This window comes from Vibrio aestuarianus, assembly GCF_012395185.1.
Classification (GTDB): Bacteria; Pseudomonadota; Gammaproteobacteria; order Enterobacterales; family Vibrionaceae; genus Vibrio; species Vibrio aestuarianus.
In genome coordinates, this window is sequence record NZ_JAAZTU010000027.1 from 1 (window position 1) to 15,491 (window position 15,491).

Below are 15,491 nucleotides of genomic sequence, written 5' to 3' on the forward strand. Positions count from 1 at the left end.
TGTTAGGCACGAACTACCACATTTAAATTATTGAAAGTTATACTAAATATTGAATGGTTAATCAAACTTGAAAACCGGCAACCGTTAATAGCGGTTCTAGGGTTCAAATCCCTATCTCTCCGCCACTATTAAAAAGCCCGCTGATATTCAGCGGGCTTTTTGCTTTTTTGATTCAGCAGTAAGAGAGGGTCCATATAGGTATCAAGGATCGTTTCGAATTTGAATTTTTTAAAATCGTCCAGTATTTCCTGAGATTACTTAGGGTGTTTAGAGCGGGAGTTATCCGTGAAAAGCCCATATGGTCGGGCAGATAATAGATGGAGTCTGGGTGGCATTGCTTGCCAAATTCTTGCACGATCTAAGCGCATCAGTCAGTCGTACACCTTGTGTATTATGAGCTTTGTCTTTGATTCGTTGGCTCCATTGTTTTCTTTGAACAGAAGTTAAAAACGGTGCCATTCCGGTTCTTGGCTTTCCCAACAGTCCTGCCAAGCCTTCCTCCTGAAAGGTTTGAACCCACTTATTGACACTGCTGCCGCTCACCTTTAGAAATTTAGCGATTTGAGTGCGAGAGCGTCTACCTTTGAAATGAGCAAGGGCCAGCAATCTCTCTCATCTGAATGGATTTTTGCTGACTAGTAAGCTTTTTGATGTCGATATTTTGGGGTGGTTTGCTGCATATAAATCCGCACATTGAATAACCTTAATCAGATTATGTTTTACTTAGATTACTCTTACTTAAAGTGATTGATATAAAAAAGCCGATGCTTTGGCATCGGCTTTCAGTTTCGCTCTGCTTAAATGAATTAAGCCTGCTCAGGTTTCAGTAAGCTTAACGCTTTGCGAGAAACTTCTGCTGCCGCTTTCGGGTAGTTTTGTTTCTCTAAACTATCAGCAAGGTAGGCGTAATCAGAAATATTGGTTCGGATAGACAAGGCTTTTTCTAGGTGCTCTTGTGCTTGTGACCATTTTTGTTCGCGCATATAAAATTGAGCGAGAGAGCTATGAGCTTCTGCATTATTACCATCTTTCCTAATGGCTTCTTGCAGAAGCAATATAGCAGGATGACTATCAAGCAAGTTCAGCTCTGCCAGTAATGCATACATTTCTGACGATGGGTGTTTCTTTAGGGTTTCTTTGATGATGGTATAGGCTTCTGAATCGGCTTTTCTTTGAATCAGCAGTTTAACAAAGCACTGAGTTAAGTTGGGTTCAGCTTTGGTTTTTCTCGGAAGTTTATTCCAGTGATTGATCAACCCTTCACTGCCTTGCTGTTGAGCGATATCTGACATTAATCCTGCTTGTGCTTTTTGGGTGAGCAGAGCTAATTCTTGATCGTCTAATTGTTTCGCTTTATGAAGTTTTGGCAGCAAAGTGAGAAGCGGCTGCCATTGATGGAGGTTCAGGTACGTCGTTTTTAGGAGATTAAGCACAATCGTATTGTTAGCATGCTGTTCTTCTAGCGCCGCCAAGGTTACGAGTGCTTTATCGTATTCTTCTTGCCTAACTTGCTGTTTTGCTCGGGTGAGTTCGACAGCGAGGCTTGAGTTTTCTTGCTGACTGGCTAAGTTTAAATAGTGATCACGCTTAGCGGTGTCACCGATACCATGCGCTGCTTCAGAGGCAACAAGATAGCAGAGTAAAGGCATATCATGGTGGTTTGCCCAGCGAGTGACTTTTTTCTCTGCTTGTTTCCAGTCACCTTCAAGAAGTTTTATGATGCCTTGATTGGTATAACGACGAGAGCGTTTCAGTTTACGCACGCTGAACCAATTCCAAGTTGTTGAGCTTGCGTACATCGCTTTTTTCAATAGGTATTCTAGACCGAATAACCCAGCTAAAGCTGCGATTATGAAGATAACTAAAGTTGTGACGCTCATCTCTATAGTTTTGTTCGCAATAGAGATGAGCACATAACCTTGCTGACCTGAGTATTGAGTACCAACAAATAGACCCGCCCCTAAAATCGCAAAGAGGAAAATGATACGAAACATTATTTTTCCTCCGTAATGACGGATGAAACTTCACGGCGCAGACGTTCAGTGATGATATCTGCCAGTTTGTTTTGAGTTTCAAATTTTACAGGGTATTCAACTTGTATGCTCTGCTTACTTAGTTGCAATACCGTATCGTTGAACTGTTTGACGGCGTTGTCATTTTGGTTAAAGAAAGTGGCTGACCATTTGTCTGCGGTGGTTAATGCTGTGGTATAGATCTCTTGCTGTTCGACGTATACCGCTTTGATTGCTGTCTCTAATTTGGCTTTTAGATTTTCTTTTAAATAAAAGTGCTGTTGTGGTGACAGCAAAGGCACGACGTTGCCATCACGAGTTCGGAAGGTAATAAAGTTTTCCGAGAACTCTTTGAGGGAAGTCAGCAGGTTATTTTGCCAATCATTGATGTTTTCTGAGACGTGAGCGACTGGTTCTTGTTGTGCTTCAGGCAAAATGGCGTTCGCTAGAGGTAGTGCATCGACTTGTTGTTGCAAGCTAGTCAAACGTAAAACTAACCCTTCTCGGTCAACAAGAGGTATAACTTTCAGTTTCGTGATGTCATTAGCCATCGCTTTACGCAAAGGAACCAAACTAGGGTCATTTAATGCCGCAATACGTTGGTCTGCACTTTCCATTAGTTGGGTTGCGCTGACAACATCATGCTCTAGAAATAGTTTACGTCCAGCTAGTTTGACCAAGTAGTCTGCTTCGGCAAGTAGCCAATCATTAGGACGACGACCTTTAATATCAGCGACTGCCAACTGCAAGCTCTCAATACTTTTTTGTTGTTGAGCTAAAGAAACTTCTGCTTTATGGGTCGCTTCTGCCGCTTGAGCTATAGTGTCTTGCTTTACTTGGTTGAGTTCAGTTTCTACATTGCGTTGAGTCTGGGTCAGTTGTGTTTTTAACGCTGCAATTTCTGCTTGATAGAGGGCGTCTTTCTGCTGCATTTGAAAGACAATGCCACCGCTAAAAATAACCGATAGAACAATGGCAACAGCGGCCAGTTTCACTCCTCGCTTGCCCTGTTTCTCTTCATTTTGTGTCGGTTGAGTGCTAGTAAGAGGAGGCGATGTTTCTACTTTGGATGAGTCAACATTAGTGGCCGCATCTTTGTCTGGAGAAGAAGATGCTGATGAGGTTAGTTTATCTTCAGGTTCAATATGCGGGTTCTTATTTTTACTTGTCATGCTTAGAGTCCTGTTTATGTTGGCTAAGAGTAGCCACGAGTTCGGTATTGGATGCGCTTTTTACGTTAGTGACACAACTAAACCCCATGAGTAGTGCCGCTTGTCGAATGCGCTCACTGGGGACAAAAAGATGTAAATTAAATAACCATGGCAATGCAATTTCAGACATTTGAGTAACCAAAAACTCTAACTGTTCACCACTGGTTACGACTAATTGGTGAACATTTTGCTGTTGCCAAATTTGAGCGTGTTGGTTGGCCGAGAAAGCCAGCATAGTGCGCTGATACACTTCTTTATAGGTCACCTTTGCACCACGCTCAGTCAACGTATTGTGGAGCAGTTCTCTTCCACCATTACCACGTAAAATCATGATCTTAAGACCTGATATTGACTGTAATAGCGGCATTTCGAGGAGATGCTCACTATCACTCACCGCGGGGTAGTGTACTTTTTGTTGGCTTAGTTTGCTCAAAACATGTGCAGTTTTTTGACCAACGGCAAGGTATCTTGCTTCATTTGGCCAAAAAGATCTGTGATCTTGCAAAAATTGGTGGCTAAATGTGACTGCATGTTGGCTGACCGCGATAATGATGTCGCAGTTGTGAATGTCTGGCAGTAAAAGTGGGAGATCAACTCCCGCTTGAATTTGAATAAGCGGATGGTGTATAGCAGAAATGCCGACCTCCGCGAGCTGTTGGCATAGTTCAAGCCCTTGAATTTCAGGACGAGTGACCAGCACTGCCATGATTTATTCGTGCTCGCAGTAGAGTTTGGTGAGAATTTCTCGAGCTCCTTCATTAAGGAGTTGCTCTGCCAGTGAAATACCTAGTTTTTCAGCATCAGAACGATGGCCTCTAATTTCACCACGTACAATTTTGGAACCATCAGGTTCGCCAACTAAGGCTCTCAGCCATAGTTGGTCACCATCCAGCAGCGCATAGCTACCAATCGGAACTTGGCAACCACCCTCTAGGGTTAAGTTCATCGCTCGCTCACATAAGACGCGATCTGCCGTGTCTTTGTGGTTTAATGGCTCTAGCAGTGTTTTCAAGCGTTGATCATCGATACGACATTCGATACCAACGGCACCTTGACCAACAGCAGGTAGTGATTGTTCTGGTTCGATGAAGCTACGAATACGTTGTTCCAGCTTTAATCGTTTCAAACCGGCGGCAGCAAGAATAATAGCGTCGTATTCTCCAGCATCTAATTTTCCTAAGCGAGTGCCTACATTGCCACGCAATTCTTTGATGACAAGGTCTGGGCGAGCTTCTTTTATCTGACATTGGCGACGTAGGCTACATGTCCCTACGATGGCTCCTTGTGGCAATTCATCAATATTGTTGTAGCCATTGGAAACAAAGGCATCACGAGGGTCTTCACGCTCGCATATCGTGATTAGTCCTAATCCTTCAGGGAAATCGACGGGGACATCTTTCATTGAATGAACGGCAAGGTCGGCACGACCTTCAAGCATCGCGACTTCGAGTTCTTTAACAAAAAGCCCTTTACCGCCAACTTTAGCTAAAGGCGTATCCAAAATGATGTCGCCTTTGGTTACCATGGTCACCAATTCCACCTCTAAGCCGGGATGAGCTGCTTGTAGCGCATCTTTAACATAATAAGCTTGCCATAAGGCGAGTGGACTTTTACGAGTGGCAATTCGAATAGGTGTACTGTGATTCATGATAATCCCGCATGAAAGAAATGAAGGGCTTAATCCTACCATCCCATACTAGAAAGGTTTACTACTAGATCGCATCAGTGAAAAATTGCTAATGACATAGCATAGATTGGGTAAAATAGTGTGATTTAGCTCTCCTTTATATAATGGGCTATTATTACAAAGTCTAGATAGCAACGACACTGTAGCGAGTCACTGAAAGTAGAGTGGTCAATAGAGGTAGCTTTGGTGTGATATGCGCCGAGATTACTTTACCAAAACAAAAGAAAGTGTTAAATTGATCACGTTTTTTCGGCGCTTTAGAATAAAAGATAATCAAGGCGCTTATTAATGTTTCAACCAAGGAATCAACCTTGCAGGCTTACACAAAGACGTTAATCAAACGATTAGATAATCTTAACCAGCAACGAACTGATCGTGCGCTGGCTCTTATGGATTTGCAAAGTCAGCGTGTATTCCATTTTATCCCCGCTTTATTTCACTTTAATCACCCGGTTATTCCTGGCTATTACGATGCTAACGTCCCTTATGGCATACATAACTTCGAACTCAATGATGTTCAGCGCCAACTGATTGAAGATACCGAGCTAACGTTAGGTCAATCATTAAAAACCTCACAAACCCCGGCCATTCTTGGTTTGTATACGATGGGAAGTACCTCTTCGATCGGTCAAAGTACATCCAGTGATTTAGATATTTGGGTTTGTGTCTCATCAGAGATGAGTTGCGATGAACGTGAAAGCTTAAGTAATAAATGCTTATTGATTACCGATTGGGCGAAAAGCCAAGGGGTTGAAGCTAACTTTTTTTTGATGGATGAAAAGCGTTTTCGCAGTAATCACTCCGAGCAAATGACGGGTGAAAACTGTGGCTCTTCGCAGCATCTTTTATTGTTGGATGAGTTTTATCGCTCGGCTGTGCGTCTTGCTGGTAAGCGTTTACTGTGGCAAATTGTGCCGCCTGAAATGGAAGAGTGCTACGACGAATACGTCAATCAGTTGTGTAGTAAAGCTTACATTAACTGCGAAGAATGGATTGATTTTGGTAAGCTCAATCGCATTCCGGCCGAAGAATATTTCGGCGCTAATCTTTGGCAACTGTATAAAAGTATCGACTCGCCCTACAAGTCGGTACTGAAAGCTATTTTGCTTGAGGCGTATTCGTGGGAGTACCCACATACTCAATTACTCAGTATTGATACCAAACGCCGTTTTTTCGCTCACGAGCCTGATCTTTATAGCATGGATGCCTACTATTTGATGCTCGAAAAAGTGACGCGTTACCTCGAACGCATTGGTGACTCCGCTCGTCTTGATTTAGTCCGTCGCTGTTTTTATCTCAAAACACATGAAAAATTATCGCGTGAGCCGGGTATCGGTTCTGTGGCATGGCGTCGTGAAGCGCTAGGTCACATGATTAAACAATGGAATTGGTCTGAGTCGGTGGTACAAGAGTTAGATAACCGCCGCAACTGGAAAGTCGCACAAGTTAAAGTAGTGCACCATGCTCTGCTTGATGCCTTAATGCTGAGTTATCGAAACTTGATTCAGTTTGCACGCCGCAATGACATTACTTCTGCTATCAGTCCACAAGATATCTCTATTTTAGCGCGTAAATTGTATGCGGTATTCGAAGTATTGCCGGGTAAGGTTACGCTGCTGAACCCACAAATTTCTCCAGATCTCCATGAGCCAGACCTCTCCTTCATTGAGGTTCGTGAAGGCCGAACTAACAAAGCTGGTTGGTATCTCTACAAGCAGCCATTAGTTGCTCATCGCCTTATTGGTCAGCCTTTTTTAGAGCATAATGAATACTTGAGTAAGTTGGTTTCTTGGGCATTTTTTAATGGTTTGATCACCGAGTCGACACGTTTGCATTCCGTGGTGCGTGATGCTCATTTGGATATAGACAAGTTCTACCAAATGGTCAGCGATTTACGTAATACCTTTTCGTTACGCAAACGTCGTCCAACGATGCAAGCGTTGGCTAGCCCTTGTGAAATAAGCCAATTGGCAATGTTTATTAACTTTGAAAATGATCCGACCGCAGAATTGAGTGGTAAGTCGTTAAAAGTTGATTTGAAAAATATTGATATTTTCAGCTTCGGCTCAGAACAAAAAAGTTTAGTGGGCAGTGTTGATTTAGTGTATCGTAATTCATGGCACGAAGTGCGTACGCTGCATTTTACTGGTGAAACCGCAATGCTTGATGCGTTGAAAACGGTGCTTGGAAAAATGCACCAAGATGCACTTCCACCGGAATCTGTTGATGTTTTTTGTTACAGTAAAAACTTACGTGGCGTGATGCGTAATATGGTGTACCAATTGCTCGCAGAGTGCATTGAGTTACGCTTAAAACCAGTTGAGCAAGAAAAACGTCGTCGTTTTAAAGCATTGCGCATTGGGGACCAAATGTATGGTTTGTTCTTCGAACGTCGCGGTGTATCGGTACAGAAATTAGAAAACTCGGTCGATTTTTATCGCAGTATTTCAACCAACAAGCTAAAAGGCTCACCACTGTTAATGCTCGATCGCGATCAAGATTATCAGCTCCCTGAAGTGGTTGATGGTTTTGCCAGCGAAGGTTTGGTGCAGTTCTTCTTTGAAGATACTGACAAAGGCTTCAACATTTATGTACTAGATGAGTCTAATCAAATTGAAGTGTATCACCAGTTTAGTGGTGAGAAAGATGAGATGATTGCCAGCGTAAATGGTTTCTATACTTCAGTGCTAGATGATAACAAGCTATCGGCTAAGTTCATTAATTTCAATTTGCCTCAGTATTATCAGATAGTACATCCTGAAGACGGCGAAAGTTATGTTGTCCCTTATCGTAATGATTCAGCTCTTTACTCTCGCCCTTCTAAAGCGGTTAATGCTTAACAGTGATTGAACCAAGCTACCGTTGAAATAGCGCAACTTGGTTCCTTCTTATTTAGATTCCAACGCCTATTTAACGATAGCGCTCTCAACTAGATAGAACCTTATCATCGCCACTCGATACTTTCACCAGCGTGTTTTTCACACTCTTGTTTGACCATCGCAACCAATTCCAAGCCAGTTTTTGAGCAGATCCATTGGCCATCTTGCAGTTTGAAATGAAACCCACCTGATTTAGACGCAAGCCAGATTTCATGCATCGGCTCTTGGCGGTTAATGATGATTTGGCTACGGTCATCAAATTCTAACGTCATGACATTGCCAGACGTTTCGTAATCGATGTCTGCGCCAGCATCATCGATAGCTTGTTCAATAATTTCGAGCTGCTCATCGACTTGTTGATGAAATTCAGTATCGTTCATCCTATCTATCCTATTGCTTTTCCTGATTGTGGTGCGATTATAGGGGGCATTGAATCAATAATCACGATATGCAAAATGAAAAAATCAATCACTGCACTATTTATGTTGTCAGTCCTTGCATTGGCAGGCTGTGGTCAAACCGGCCCATTGTATATGCCAGATGAACCGACGCAGAATGAACAACCTCAGCCATAGTGGTTGATTTAGATTAAGGGAAACTAATTTTGGATTACTTCAATTATCAGGACGATGGCCAACTTTGGGCTGAAAATGTCTCACTCTCTCATTTGGCTGAGCAATTTGGCACGCCGTTGTATGTCTATTCACGTGCGACGTTAGAGCGTCATTGGCATGCTTTTGATGAGTCAGTCGGTGAGCACCCACATTTGGTGTGTTATGCCGTAAAAGCAAACTCGAATTTAGGTGTGCTGAATACTTTGGCGCGTTTAGGCTCTGGCTTCGATATTGTATCGGGTGGGGAACTCGAACGTGTTGTGGCTGCCGGTGGTGACCCATCTAAAGTAGTCTTTTCGGGTGTCGGTAAAACCGAAGCGGAAATGAAGCGTGCGCTAGAACTGAAGATTAAATGTTTTAATGTTGAATCTGAACCAGAGCTGGAACGCCTCAATAAAGTGGCAGGAGAGCTTGGTGTGAAAGCGCCGATTTCTCTGCGTATTAATCCTGATGTTGATGCGCAAACTCACCCTTATATCTCAACTGGTTTACGTGATAATAAATTTGGTATTGCCTTTGACCGCGCGCCAGATGTTTACCGCTTGGCGCAGAGTTTAGAAAACCTCAGCATACATGGTATTGATTGCCATATCGGTTCTCAATTGACAGCGATTGCGCCATTCATTGATGCAACTGACCGCCTGTTGGCATTGATTGATGACCTTAAGCACCAAGGCATCAACATCAAACATTTAGATGTCGGTGGTGGCTTAGGGGTTGTGTATCGTGATGAACTGCCTCCTCAACCATCTGACTACGCCAAAGCTTTGCTTGCCCGTTTAGAAAATCATCAAGATTTAGAACTGATTTTTGAGCCTGGCCGAGCGATTGCTGCTAATGCGGGCGTGCTGCTGACTCGAGTTGAATTTCTCAAACATACCGAACACAAAAACTTTGCCATTATTGATGCTGCAATGAATGATTTAATGCGCCCTGCGCTGTACCAAGCTTGGCAAGATATTGTTCCTGTTGCACCGCGTCAGGGTGAAGCTTCAACCTATGATCTCGTTGGGCCTATCTGCGAAACGGGGGACTTTTTAGGTAAAGACCGTTCTTTAGTCCTTGCTGAAGGTGATTTGTTAGCAGTTCGCTCTGCAGGGGCTTATGGTTTTGTGATGTCTTCAAACTACAATACACGTACTCGCGTAGCGGAAGTGATGGTTGATGGTTCACAGCATCATCTAGTTCGCCAGCGTGAAGAACTATCGAGCCTATGGGCATTAGAGAGTATTTTGCCGGAGTAAATTGAAGCACTATGCATTTCCATTTTTCTAAAATGCACGGTTTGGGTAATGACTTCATGGTTGTTGATTGCATTACACAAAACGTTTTCTTTTCCCCTGATTTGATCCGCCGTTTGGCGGATCGTCATACAGGTGTGGGTTTTGATCAGCTTTTAGTGGTTGAAGCCCCTTATGACCCCGAAAGTGATTTCCACTATCGTATTTTTAATGCCGATGGTAGTGAAGTTGAACAGTGTGGTAATGGGGCTCGATGCTTCGCACGTTTTGTTCGTATGAAAGGGCTGACCAATAAATACAGCATTGGAGTGACGACCAAAAAAGGCAAGATGATTCTAAATATTGAAGAGGATGACCAGATCACCGTCAATATGGGGATCCCTGAGTTTGAGCCAAATAAAATCCCATTCCGCGCTAAGCAAGCAGAGAAGACCTATATTATACGAGTAGAAGATAAAACTATTTTCTGCGGCGCAGTGAGTATGGGCAATCCGCACGTAGTAACCGTGGTCGATGATGTTGCTACTGCTGATGTAGAAACACTAGGTCCGCTACTTGAATCTCATGAACGTTTTCCAGAACGCGTGAATGCTGGCTTTATGCAAATTGTTAACCGCAATGAAGTTAAACTGCGAGTTTATGAGCGCGGCGCGGGTGAAACGCAAGCCTGTGGTAGTGGTGCGTGTGGTGCTGTGGCGGTAGGTATTGTTCAAGGGTTATTAGCTGAAGAGGTCAAGGTACACCTACCGGGTGGTTCATTGCATATTCAGTGGCAAGGTCCAGGCAAGCCGCTATATATGACGGGGCCTGCAACCCATGTGTTTGATGGCCAAGTGTCTTGTTAAGTTAAGGAATTGTTTTGTCGCAAGTTGAAGCGGATGTACTTACAGCTGAAATCGTAGCGGAGTACTTACGAGATCACCCTGATTTTTTCCTCCATCGTTCAGAGTTGGTTGATCGACTTTCTTTACCGCACCATCAACAAGGTGCAGTCTCTTTGGTGCATGTGCAGCTTAATCGTCAGCGTCAGCGTATCGAAGAATTAGAAGAAGAGATCACCGCTTTTATGTCTCTAGCGGCCAATAATGACCGCACTTTTCATGAATTTATGGATCTTCAAGAGCAGATCCTAAAATGCAGTGATATGACGCAAGTGGTAAAAGCGATTGAAAATAAAGCGCAAGCATTAGGCTTGTTAGCTTATGTGCGTTTACTGGCTTCTCCTCAAGCGGATTACCAAATCACACAGGAACAATGGCAGCGTTTTTCAACCAACCATTTCAACGGTAAGGCGGCGTATTTGGGCCGGATGAGAAAGGTTGATCGCCAAGCGTTATTTGGTGATGAAACGCTAGCACCAGAAATGGGTTCTTATGTGGTACTACCATTAACCAAAGCGTCACCGCAAGGTATTTTGGCTTTCGCCAGTGAAGATGGCGGTCATTTCCAACCGAGTATGGATACGCTTTTCCTGCGTCACTTGGCGTTAGTTTTATCTCACCTAATTGATACTCTACCTTGGCAGCCTATTGAGCATGAGCGAATCAGTCATACCTCTGTCTAACGGCTTGCAGCAGCCTTTGAATCGCTTCTATGAATATCTACGAAGTGAGAAAGGGCTGAGCTTGCACACGCAACGTAATTACAAGCAGCAACTTGAAACGATGGCGCAGCACCTAATGCAAATGGGGCTAAAAAATTGGCAGCAGGTTGATGCAGCTTGGGTGCGCCAATTAGCCAGTAAAGGCATGCGAGAAGGCATGAAAGCCAGTAGTTTGGCGACGCGTCTATCTTCATTACGCAGCTTTTTTGATTTTTTGATTTTACGTGGAGAGATCACTGCTAACCCGGCTAAAGGTGTATCGGCTCCGCGCAAAAAGCGTCCATTACCGAAAAACTTAGATGTCGATGAAGTTGCACAACTTTTGGAAGTGAATGCTGATGATCCGCTGTCAGTGCGTGATCGCGCCATGATGGAGCTGATGTACGGGGCTGGCTTGCGTTTAGCTGAATTGGTGAGTATTAATGTCAAGGATATTAACCTTAGCCAAGGTGAAATTCGAGTAGTTGGTAAAGGTGACAAAGAGCGTAAAGCTCCATTTGCTGGCAAAGCAAAAGAGTGGGTCGCGAAGTGGCTAAAGTTACGAGCTCAGTTGGCTAATAGTGATGAAAAAGCGCTGTTTGTTTCTAAACTAGGTGTCAGAATCTCTCACCGCAATGTACAAAAGCGTATGGCGGAGTGGGGACAGAAACAGGCGGTATCTAGTCATATCAGCCCGCATAAGTTACGTCACTCGTTTGCGACTCATATGTTGGAATCAAGCAATAATCTTCGAGCGGTGCAAGAGCTGCTTGGTCATGAAAATATCTCGACCACACAAATATACACGCATTTGGATTTTCAACATCTTGCTCAAGCGTATGACCAAGCGCACCCCAGAGCAAGAAAAAAGAAACAAGACGAGTAACTCATGCATTTTTATCGCAGTATTGGGCCAATTAAAGCAATGAGCTTTGATTTAGATGACACGCTCTATGATAACCGTCCAGTGATACGCCACGTCGAGCAGCAAATGGTGTTATGGCTACATAGTCATCATCCGCTGTCGGCCACACGTTCTTTAGCATGGTGGCAGCAACTCAAATTGCGCTTAGTTCAACAGCAACCTTTGCTGCACCATGATGTTACTCAATGGCGTTTTAAGCAGATTGAACAAGGTTTGATTGAGCTAGGTTATAGTTCGGAACAAGCGCTTGAGGCGGCAAATGCTGCGATTGAAGAAGTATTACGCTTGCGAAACCTTGTGGCGGTGCCGCAAGAGACTCACCGCGTGATGACGGAGTTAGCTAAGCGCATGCCGCTGGTGGCGATCACCAATGGTAATGTGGATCCGCACCGTATCGGTTTGGGTGACTATTTCGAACTGATTTTAAAAGCTGGGCCGGATGGTTTTGCCAAGCCTCATCCTGAATTGTTTGATAAAGCGCGTATCCATTTGGCATTGCCAGCAAACTCAATTTTGCACGTCGGTGATCATTTAGTGACTGATGTGCAAGGCGCGAAATGCAATGGTTTTCAAGCTTGTTGGTACAATGACCAAGGCAATACCTTGCTTGCCAACCGCAAGGCAAAAATCTTACCGGATATTGAAATCAACCAATTGAGTTCGTTACTGTTGCTTTAATGCATGGCCGCTTTTGTCGGCCTGATAAACCTTCATGTAGTAAGCAAAAAAATCTCTCAGTGTGTCAGCATTCGTTGTTTCATTGATATGGTTAAGCAGTTCAAGCCCCACTTCCAAAGTACATAAATTCCCTTCACTTTGGTTACGCCTTAATGTGTAGAGTGACTGGTGATGAGGCGTGAGGTGTACGTGTGGTAACGCTGACAACCAAGGGCTTTTATTGATCATCTTCTTCGCTTCTTGCCAGGTGCCATCAAGAATAATAAACAATGTGTTTTCAATGTTTGCCGAAGACTGACATTGTTGTTCGTCGAGTGGTTTGCTGTATGGTGATGGGAAGATGAGCACAGGCGTGAGTCGTTCGCTTTCAATGAGTATTTGTAATGACTCTGCGGGCGATACACGGCTCCACACATGCACAGAAGCCTGCGGCAAGCTGCACAAGAGTAGCTTGCCAGTATTGGTTGCTCTGCGTTGTTCATTTTCATGCATCAATAATGCAACGCGTAGCTTACTATCGAGTCTCGGATAAGCTTGGCAAACACATTGATGCACGAAACCGCAGCGCGAACAGGGTAATTGGGAATTCATTGATTACTGCGCTGGATCTTCAGTAAACAGCGTTAATCCACCATTACTGATGGGGTAAATAATGTCGCCCACCTTTTCTTTTTCTGCATGGATCTGATTGCCATTACGAGTAAAAATGCGTTCCGCAAGTAGGTATTGTCGCTGATGACGAGTCATCACAACGTGCACTTGTTTATCATTAAGCTGCTGCCAGAATCCTTTTTCAACCATAGATGGGTCACCATTGTTGTAGTCGTAGCTGGTGGTTGCAGAATGGTCAGCATTTAGCTGTAAGCTTACGCTAAAGTTATTGTTTTGCGTTGACGCGGCTTGGTAAACGCCAACCCATTGCAGGGTTGGGTCGCTATTGCCTAACGTCGCACAGCCTTTATAGGTTTTGCCGTCCAGAGTTAAGCTAGAACGCCATCCATAAAAACTATCACTCATCCCATCGTTACAAGCTTGTTGCTTAAGTTGCAGTGAGCCATTTTCAAACTGGTAGTCACGTTGTTGTGCAGATAGTTGGCGTTGAGTGACCGGTAGTTGCTGTTTTTCACCGCTAATGGTTTGAAAAATAACGGTATTGCTATCAAAGCTAGCAGACCATGACGGCTCATTACCGAAAGCTCGTGTTGGTTTGAGTGGTTGGTTGCAACGTTTAGGATTTTCAGCACTGAGTAGATTAATGCTCTTTACTTCTAAGCGTGCATTGTAGTCAGCATCTAATCCGATTTGTTTTGGGGCTGCTAAATAACCTACGACTTCACCGTACATTGATTGGTAGGGTGAACGAGATAATAGTAAGGCTTGTTTAGCTTGCTCTGGGGTTAAAGCCAACCAATACTGTTGGTTGCTGCCGCAAGGCGTAAACGTTCGGGCTTCATGACCGACCACGATTTCACCACGCATCACAAAGGTTTGTGGTGTTATAGTGCTTGGCTTGTCGAGTGTCGCGCTGGTTGTTGCTTCAACAGAAGCTTGTTGCATTGAGCAAGCCTGCAGTGCCAGAGCTGACAATAATAGGATAGGGGTGTTAAACGCCTTCATTGAATACCGTCCTTAAGACAAACAGATAGGACCATATTATGGCACATTGGGTGCTTAGAACTGAACTTAAGCCCACGTTAATTAACAGTCAGCGAACAAAACCTTGGTTTTGGTTGGTATTCGCTACTGCGTTGTGGGCTTCAAGCGGCGCACTCTAGAGAGCATGCAAACGTTGATGATTAGAATAAATGTTCACGCAGATAATGAGCGACAGCATCTTCAGCGTTACTGCCAATAACGGTATTGTTTGGCAGTGCTTTCATCACTTTTGGATGCGATGTATTCATCACTAGCCCTTTGCCTGCCATGGATAGCATTTCGACATCATTCATGCCGTCGCCAAAAGCGATGCAGTTGTCGAGGGTACAACCAAGCGATTCAGCTACCACTTTAAGCGCATCACCTTTTGACACTTCGGCCGCCATGACTTCCAAGCACCAAGGGGTTGAGAAAGCAACGTTGAGCTTATCACCAAATTTTTCGTTCAGACGGTCTTCAAATTGAGTGAGTAGCTCATGATCTTTGCTTGGGTGTGTAAAGAAAACTTTCGCAATGCCATCGGTAGGGGCATGGTCTATATCAAATACTTGATAGTTAAAACCACTCTCTTTATGGAAATTACGCAGGGTTTCGTCTTCTTTATTCAATAGCCAAGATTCATTTCGATAGATATGGACATAGATTTGTGAGTCTTGTTTAACAACGTCAATTATCGCTTGAACGAGATCTTGTGGAACATTCTTGCTGTACATTAAGTTGTCGTTTTGGTCATGCACGCGAGCACCATTTGAGGTGATCATATAAGCGGGGATGCCCGCTAACTGACGAATACCTGCTACATCCACGTGGTGACGACCGGTTGCAAAGATAAAGGTAAAGCCTTTTTGGTGCAGCTCTTTCAGTGTTTGCTTTGTAAAGTCGCTCAACTGATGATTTGGGGCAAGCAGAGTCCCGTCGAGATCGGAAGCGACAATGTGAATAGCGTTATCTTTGCGTTCGGTGGTCATAAAACCCTCATTATCATGGTTATTTTGGTTTGTTCGCT

16 protein-coding genes are annotated in these 15,491 nt (G+C 43.9%); 7 read left to right on the plus strand and 9 right to left on the minus strand.

The features are described 5' to 3' along the window. Positions 1–279 precede the first annotated feature (279 nt). From HGG78_RS19295 to hemC, 5 genes are all read right to left on the minus strand, one after another. The gene (locus HGG78_RS19295) at positions 280–606 is read right to left on the minus strand and encodes a helix-turn-helix domain-containing protein (protein ID WP_172533169.1); all 327 of its coding nucleotides are present in this window, start codon (positions 604–606) and stop codon (positions 280–282) included. A gap of 200 nt (positions 607–806) precedes the next feature. Next, positions 807–1,994, minus strand: a complete 1,188-nt coding sequence (locus tag HGG78_RS13145; RefSeq protein WP_172533170.1) for a heme biosynthesis protein HemY — start codon at positions 1,992–1,994, stop codon at positions 807–809. Beyond that, positions 1,994–3,184, minus strand: a complete 1,191-nt coding sequence (locus tag HGG78_RS13150) for a uroporphyrinogen-III C-methyltransferase (RefSeq protein ID WP_172533171.1) — start codon at positions 3,182–3,184, stop codon at positions 1,994–1,996. The genes HGG78_RS13145 and HGG78_RS13150 overlap by 1 nt, the downstream gene beginning before the upstream one ends. Then, on the minus strand, positions 3,174–3,929 hold the full coding sequence (locus HGG78_RS13155) for a uroporphyrinogen-III synthase (protein ID WP_172533172.1): 756 nt from the start codon (positions 3,927–3,929) through the stop codon (positions 3,174–3,176). Before HGG78_RS13155 ends, HGG78_RS13150 begins: the two co-directional genes overlap by 11 nt. Positions 3,930–3,932: 3 nt before the next feature. Beyond that, positions 3,933–4,871: a hydroxymethylbilane synthase gene (gene hemC / locus HGG78_RS13160; protein ID WP_053311404.1), complete on the minus strand. Its 939-nt coding sequence runs from the start codon at positions 4,869–4,871 to the stop codon at positions 3,933–3,935. Between the two features lie 350 nt (positions 4,872–5,221). Between hemC and HGG78_RS13165 the strand changes: the two genes are divergently transcribed. Continuing rightward, positions 5,222–7,750, plus strand: coding sequence for a class I adenylate cyclase (locus HGG78_RS13165; protein WP_053311405.1), 2,529 nt, complete (start codon positions 5,222–5,224; stop codon positions 7,748–7,750). Positions 7,751–7,854: 104 nt separating this feature from the next. Here HGG78_RS13165 and cyaY read toward each other — a convergent pair whose 3' ends face one another. Further along, entirely contained in the window at positions 7,855–8,169 is a 315-nt protein-coding gene (gene cyaY / locus HGG78_RS13170; RefSeq protein WP_053311406.1) for an iron donor protein CyaY, read from the minus strand. Between the two features lie 75 nt (positions 8,170–8,244). Between cyaY and lptM the strand changes: the two genes are divergently transcribed. The 6 genes from lptM to yigB are packed head-to-tail and all read left to right on the plus strand — an operon-like array spanning position 8,245 to position 12,829. Continuing rightward, on the plus strand, positions 8,245–8,364 hold the full coding sequence (gene lptM / locus HGG78_RS19300; RefSeq protein ID WP_412072892.1) for an LPS translocon maturation chaperone LptM: 120 nt from the start codon (positions 8,245–8,247) through the stop codon (positions 8,362–8,364). 29 nt (positions 8,365–8,393) lie between these two features. Next, positions 8,394–9,647 (plus strand): diaminopimelate decarboxylase, encoded by a 1,254-nt coding sequence (lysA, locus tag HGG78_RS13180; RefSeq protein ID WP_168523778.1) that lies wholly within the window; start codon positions 8,394–8,396, stop codon positions 9,645–9,647. 11 nt (positions 9,648–9,658) lie between these two features. Beyond that, positions 9,659–10,489: a diaminopimelate epimerase gene (dapF, locus tag HGG78_RS13185; RefSeq protein WP_053311408.1), complete on the plus strand. Its 831-nt coding sequence runs from the start codon at positions 9,659–9,661 to the stop codon at positions 10,487–10,489. Between the two features lie 14 nt (positions 10,490–10,503). Next, positions 10,504–11,208: a DUF484 family protein gene (locus HGG78_RS13190; RefSeq protein WP_053311409.1), complete on the plus strand. Its 705-nt coding sequence runs from the start codon at positions 10,504–10,506 to the stop codon at positions 11,206–11,208. Continuing rightward, positions 11,180–12,112: a tyrosine recombinase XerC gene (gene xerC / locus HGG78_RS13195; RefSeq protein ID WP_053311410.1), complete on the plus strand. Its 933-nt coding sequence runs from the start codon at positions 11,180–11,182 to the stop codon at positions 12,110–12,112. Before HGG78_RS13190 ends, xerC begins: the two co-directional genes overlap by 29 nt. A 3-nt stretch (positions 12,113–12,115) precedes the next feature. After that, positions 12,116–12,829 carry a 5-amino-6-(5-phospho-D-ribitylamino)uracil phosphatase YigB gene (yigB, locus tag HGG78_RS13200; protein ID WP_172533173.1) on the plus strand — a complete coding sequence of 238 codons (714 nt, stop codon included), beginning with the start codon at positions 12,116–12,118 and terminating at the stop codon, positions 12,827–12,829. On the opposite strand, the gene HGG78_RS13205 is transcribed toward yigB, so the two are convergent. From HGG78_RS13205 to HGG78_RS13215, 3 genes are all read right to left on the minus strand, one after another. Beyond that, positions 12,815–13,420: a tRNA-uridine aminocarboxypropyltransferase gene (locus HGG78_RS13205; RefSeq protein ID WP_053311412.1), complete on the minus strand. Its 606-nt coding sequence runs from the start codon at positions 13,418–13,420 to the stop codon at positions 12,815–12,817. The two genes, yigB and HGG78_RS13205, sit on opposite strands and share 15 nt — an antisense overlap. A gap of 3 nt (positions 13,421–13,423) precedes the next feature. Then, a complete protein-coding gene (locus HGG78_RS13210) occupies positions 13,424–14,446 on the minus strand; it encodes a COG3650 family protein (RefSeq protein ID WP_172533174.1) in 1,023 nt (340 codons plus the stop codon). 179 nt (positions 14,447–14,625) lie between these two features. Next, positions 14,626–15,453 carry a Cof-type HAD-IIB family hydrolase gene (locus HGG78_RS13215; protein ID WP_172533175.1) on the minus strand — a complete coding sequence of 276 codons (828 nt, stop codon included), beginning with the start codon at positions 15,451–15,453 and terminating at the stop codon, positions 14,626–14,628. Positions 15,454–15,491: the final 38 nt, after the last annotated feature.

Coding starts and splice junctions, on each gene's coding strand:
- HGG78_RS13145 (WP_172533170.1), bottom strand. CDS start 1,994: ATGTTTCGTATCATTTTCCTCTTTGCGATTTTAGGGGCGGGTCTATTT.
- HGG78_RS13150 (WP_172533171.1), bottom strand. CDS start 3,184: ATGACAAGTAAAAATAAGAACCCGCATATTGAACCTGAAGATAAACTA.
- HGG78_RS13155 (WP_172533172.1), bottom strand. CDS start 3,929: ATGGCAGTGCTGGTCACTCGTCCTGAAATTCAAGGGCTTGAACTATGC.
- hemC (WP_053311404.1), bottom strand. CDS start 4,871: ATGAATCACAGTACACCTATTCGAATTGCCACTCGTAAAAGTCCACTC.
- cyaY (WP_053311406.1), bottom strand. CDS start 8,169: ATGAACGATACTGAATTTCATCAACAAGTCGATGAGCAGCTCGAAATT.
- lptM (WP_412072892.1), top strand. CDS start 8,245: ATGAAAAAATCAATCACTGCACTATTTATGTTGTCAGTCCTTGCATTG.
- dapF (WP_053311408.1), top strand. CDS start 9,659: ATGCATTTCCATTTTTCTAAAATGCACGGTTTGGGTAATGACTTCATG.
- xerC (WP_053311410.1), top strand. CDS start 11,180: ATGAGCGAATCAGTCATACCTCTGTCTAACGGCTTGCAGCAGCCTTTG.
- yigB (WP_172533173.1), top strand. CDS start 12,116: ATGCATTTTTATCGCAGTATTGGGCCAATTAAAGCAATGAGCTTTGAT.
- HGG78_RS13205 (WP_053311412.1), bottom strand. CDS start 13,420: ATGAATTCCCAATTACCCTGTTCGCGCTGCGGTTTCGTGCATCAATGT.
- HGG78_RS13210 (WP_172533174.1), bottom strand. CDS start 14,446: ATGAAGGCGTTTAACACCCCTATCCTATTATTGTCAGCTCTGGCACTG.
- HGG78_RS13215 (WP_172533175.1), bottom strand. CDS start 15,453: ATGACCACCGAACGCAAAGATAACGCTATTCACATTGTCGCTTCCGAT.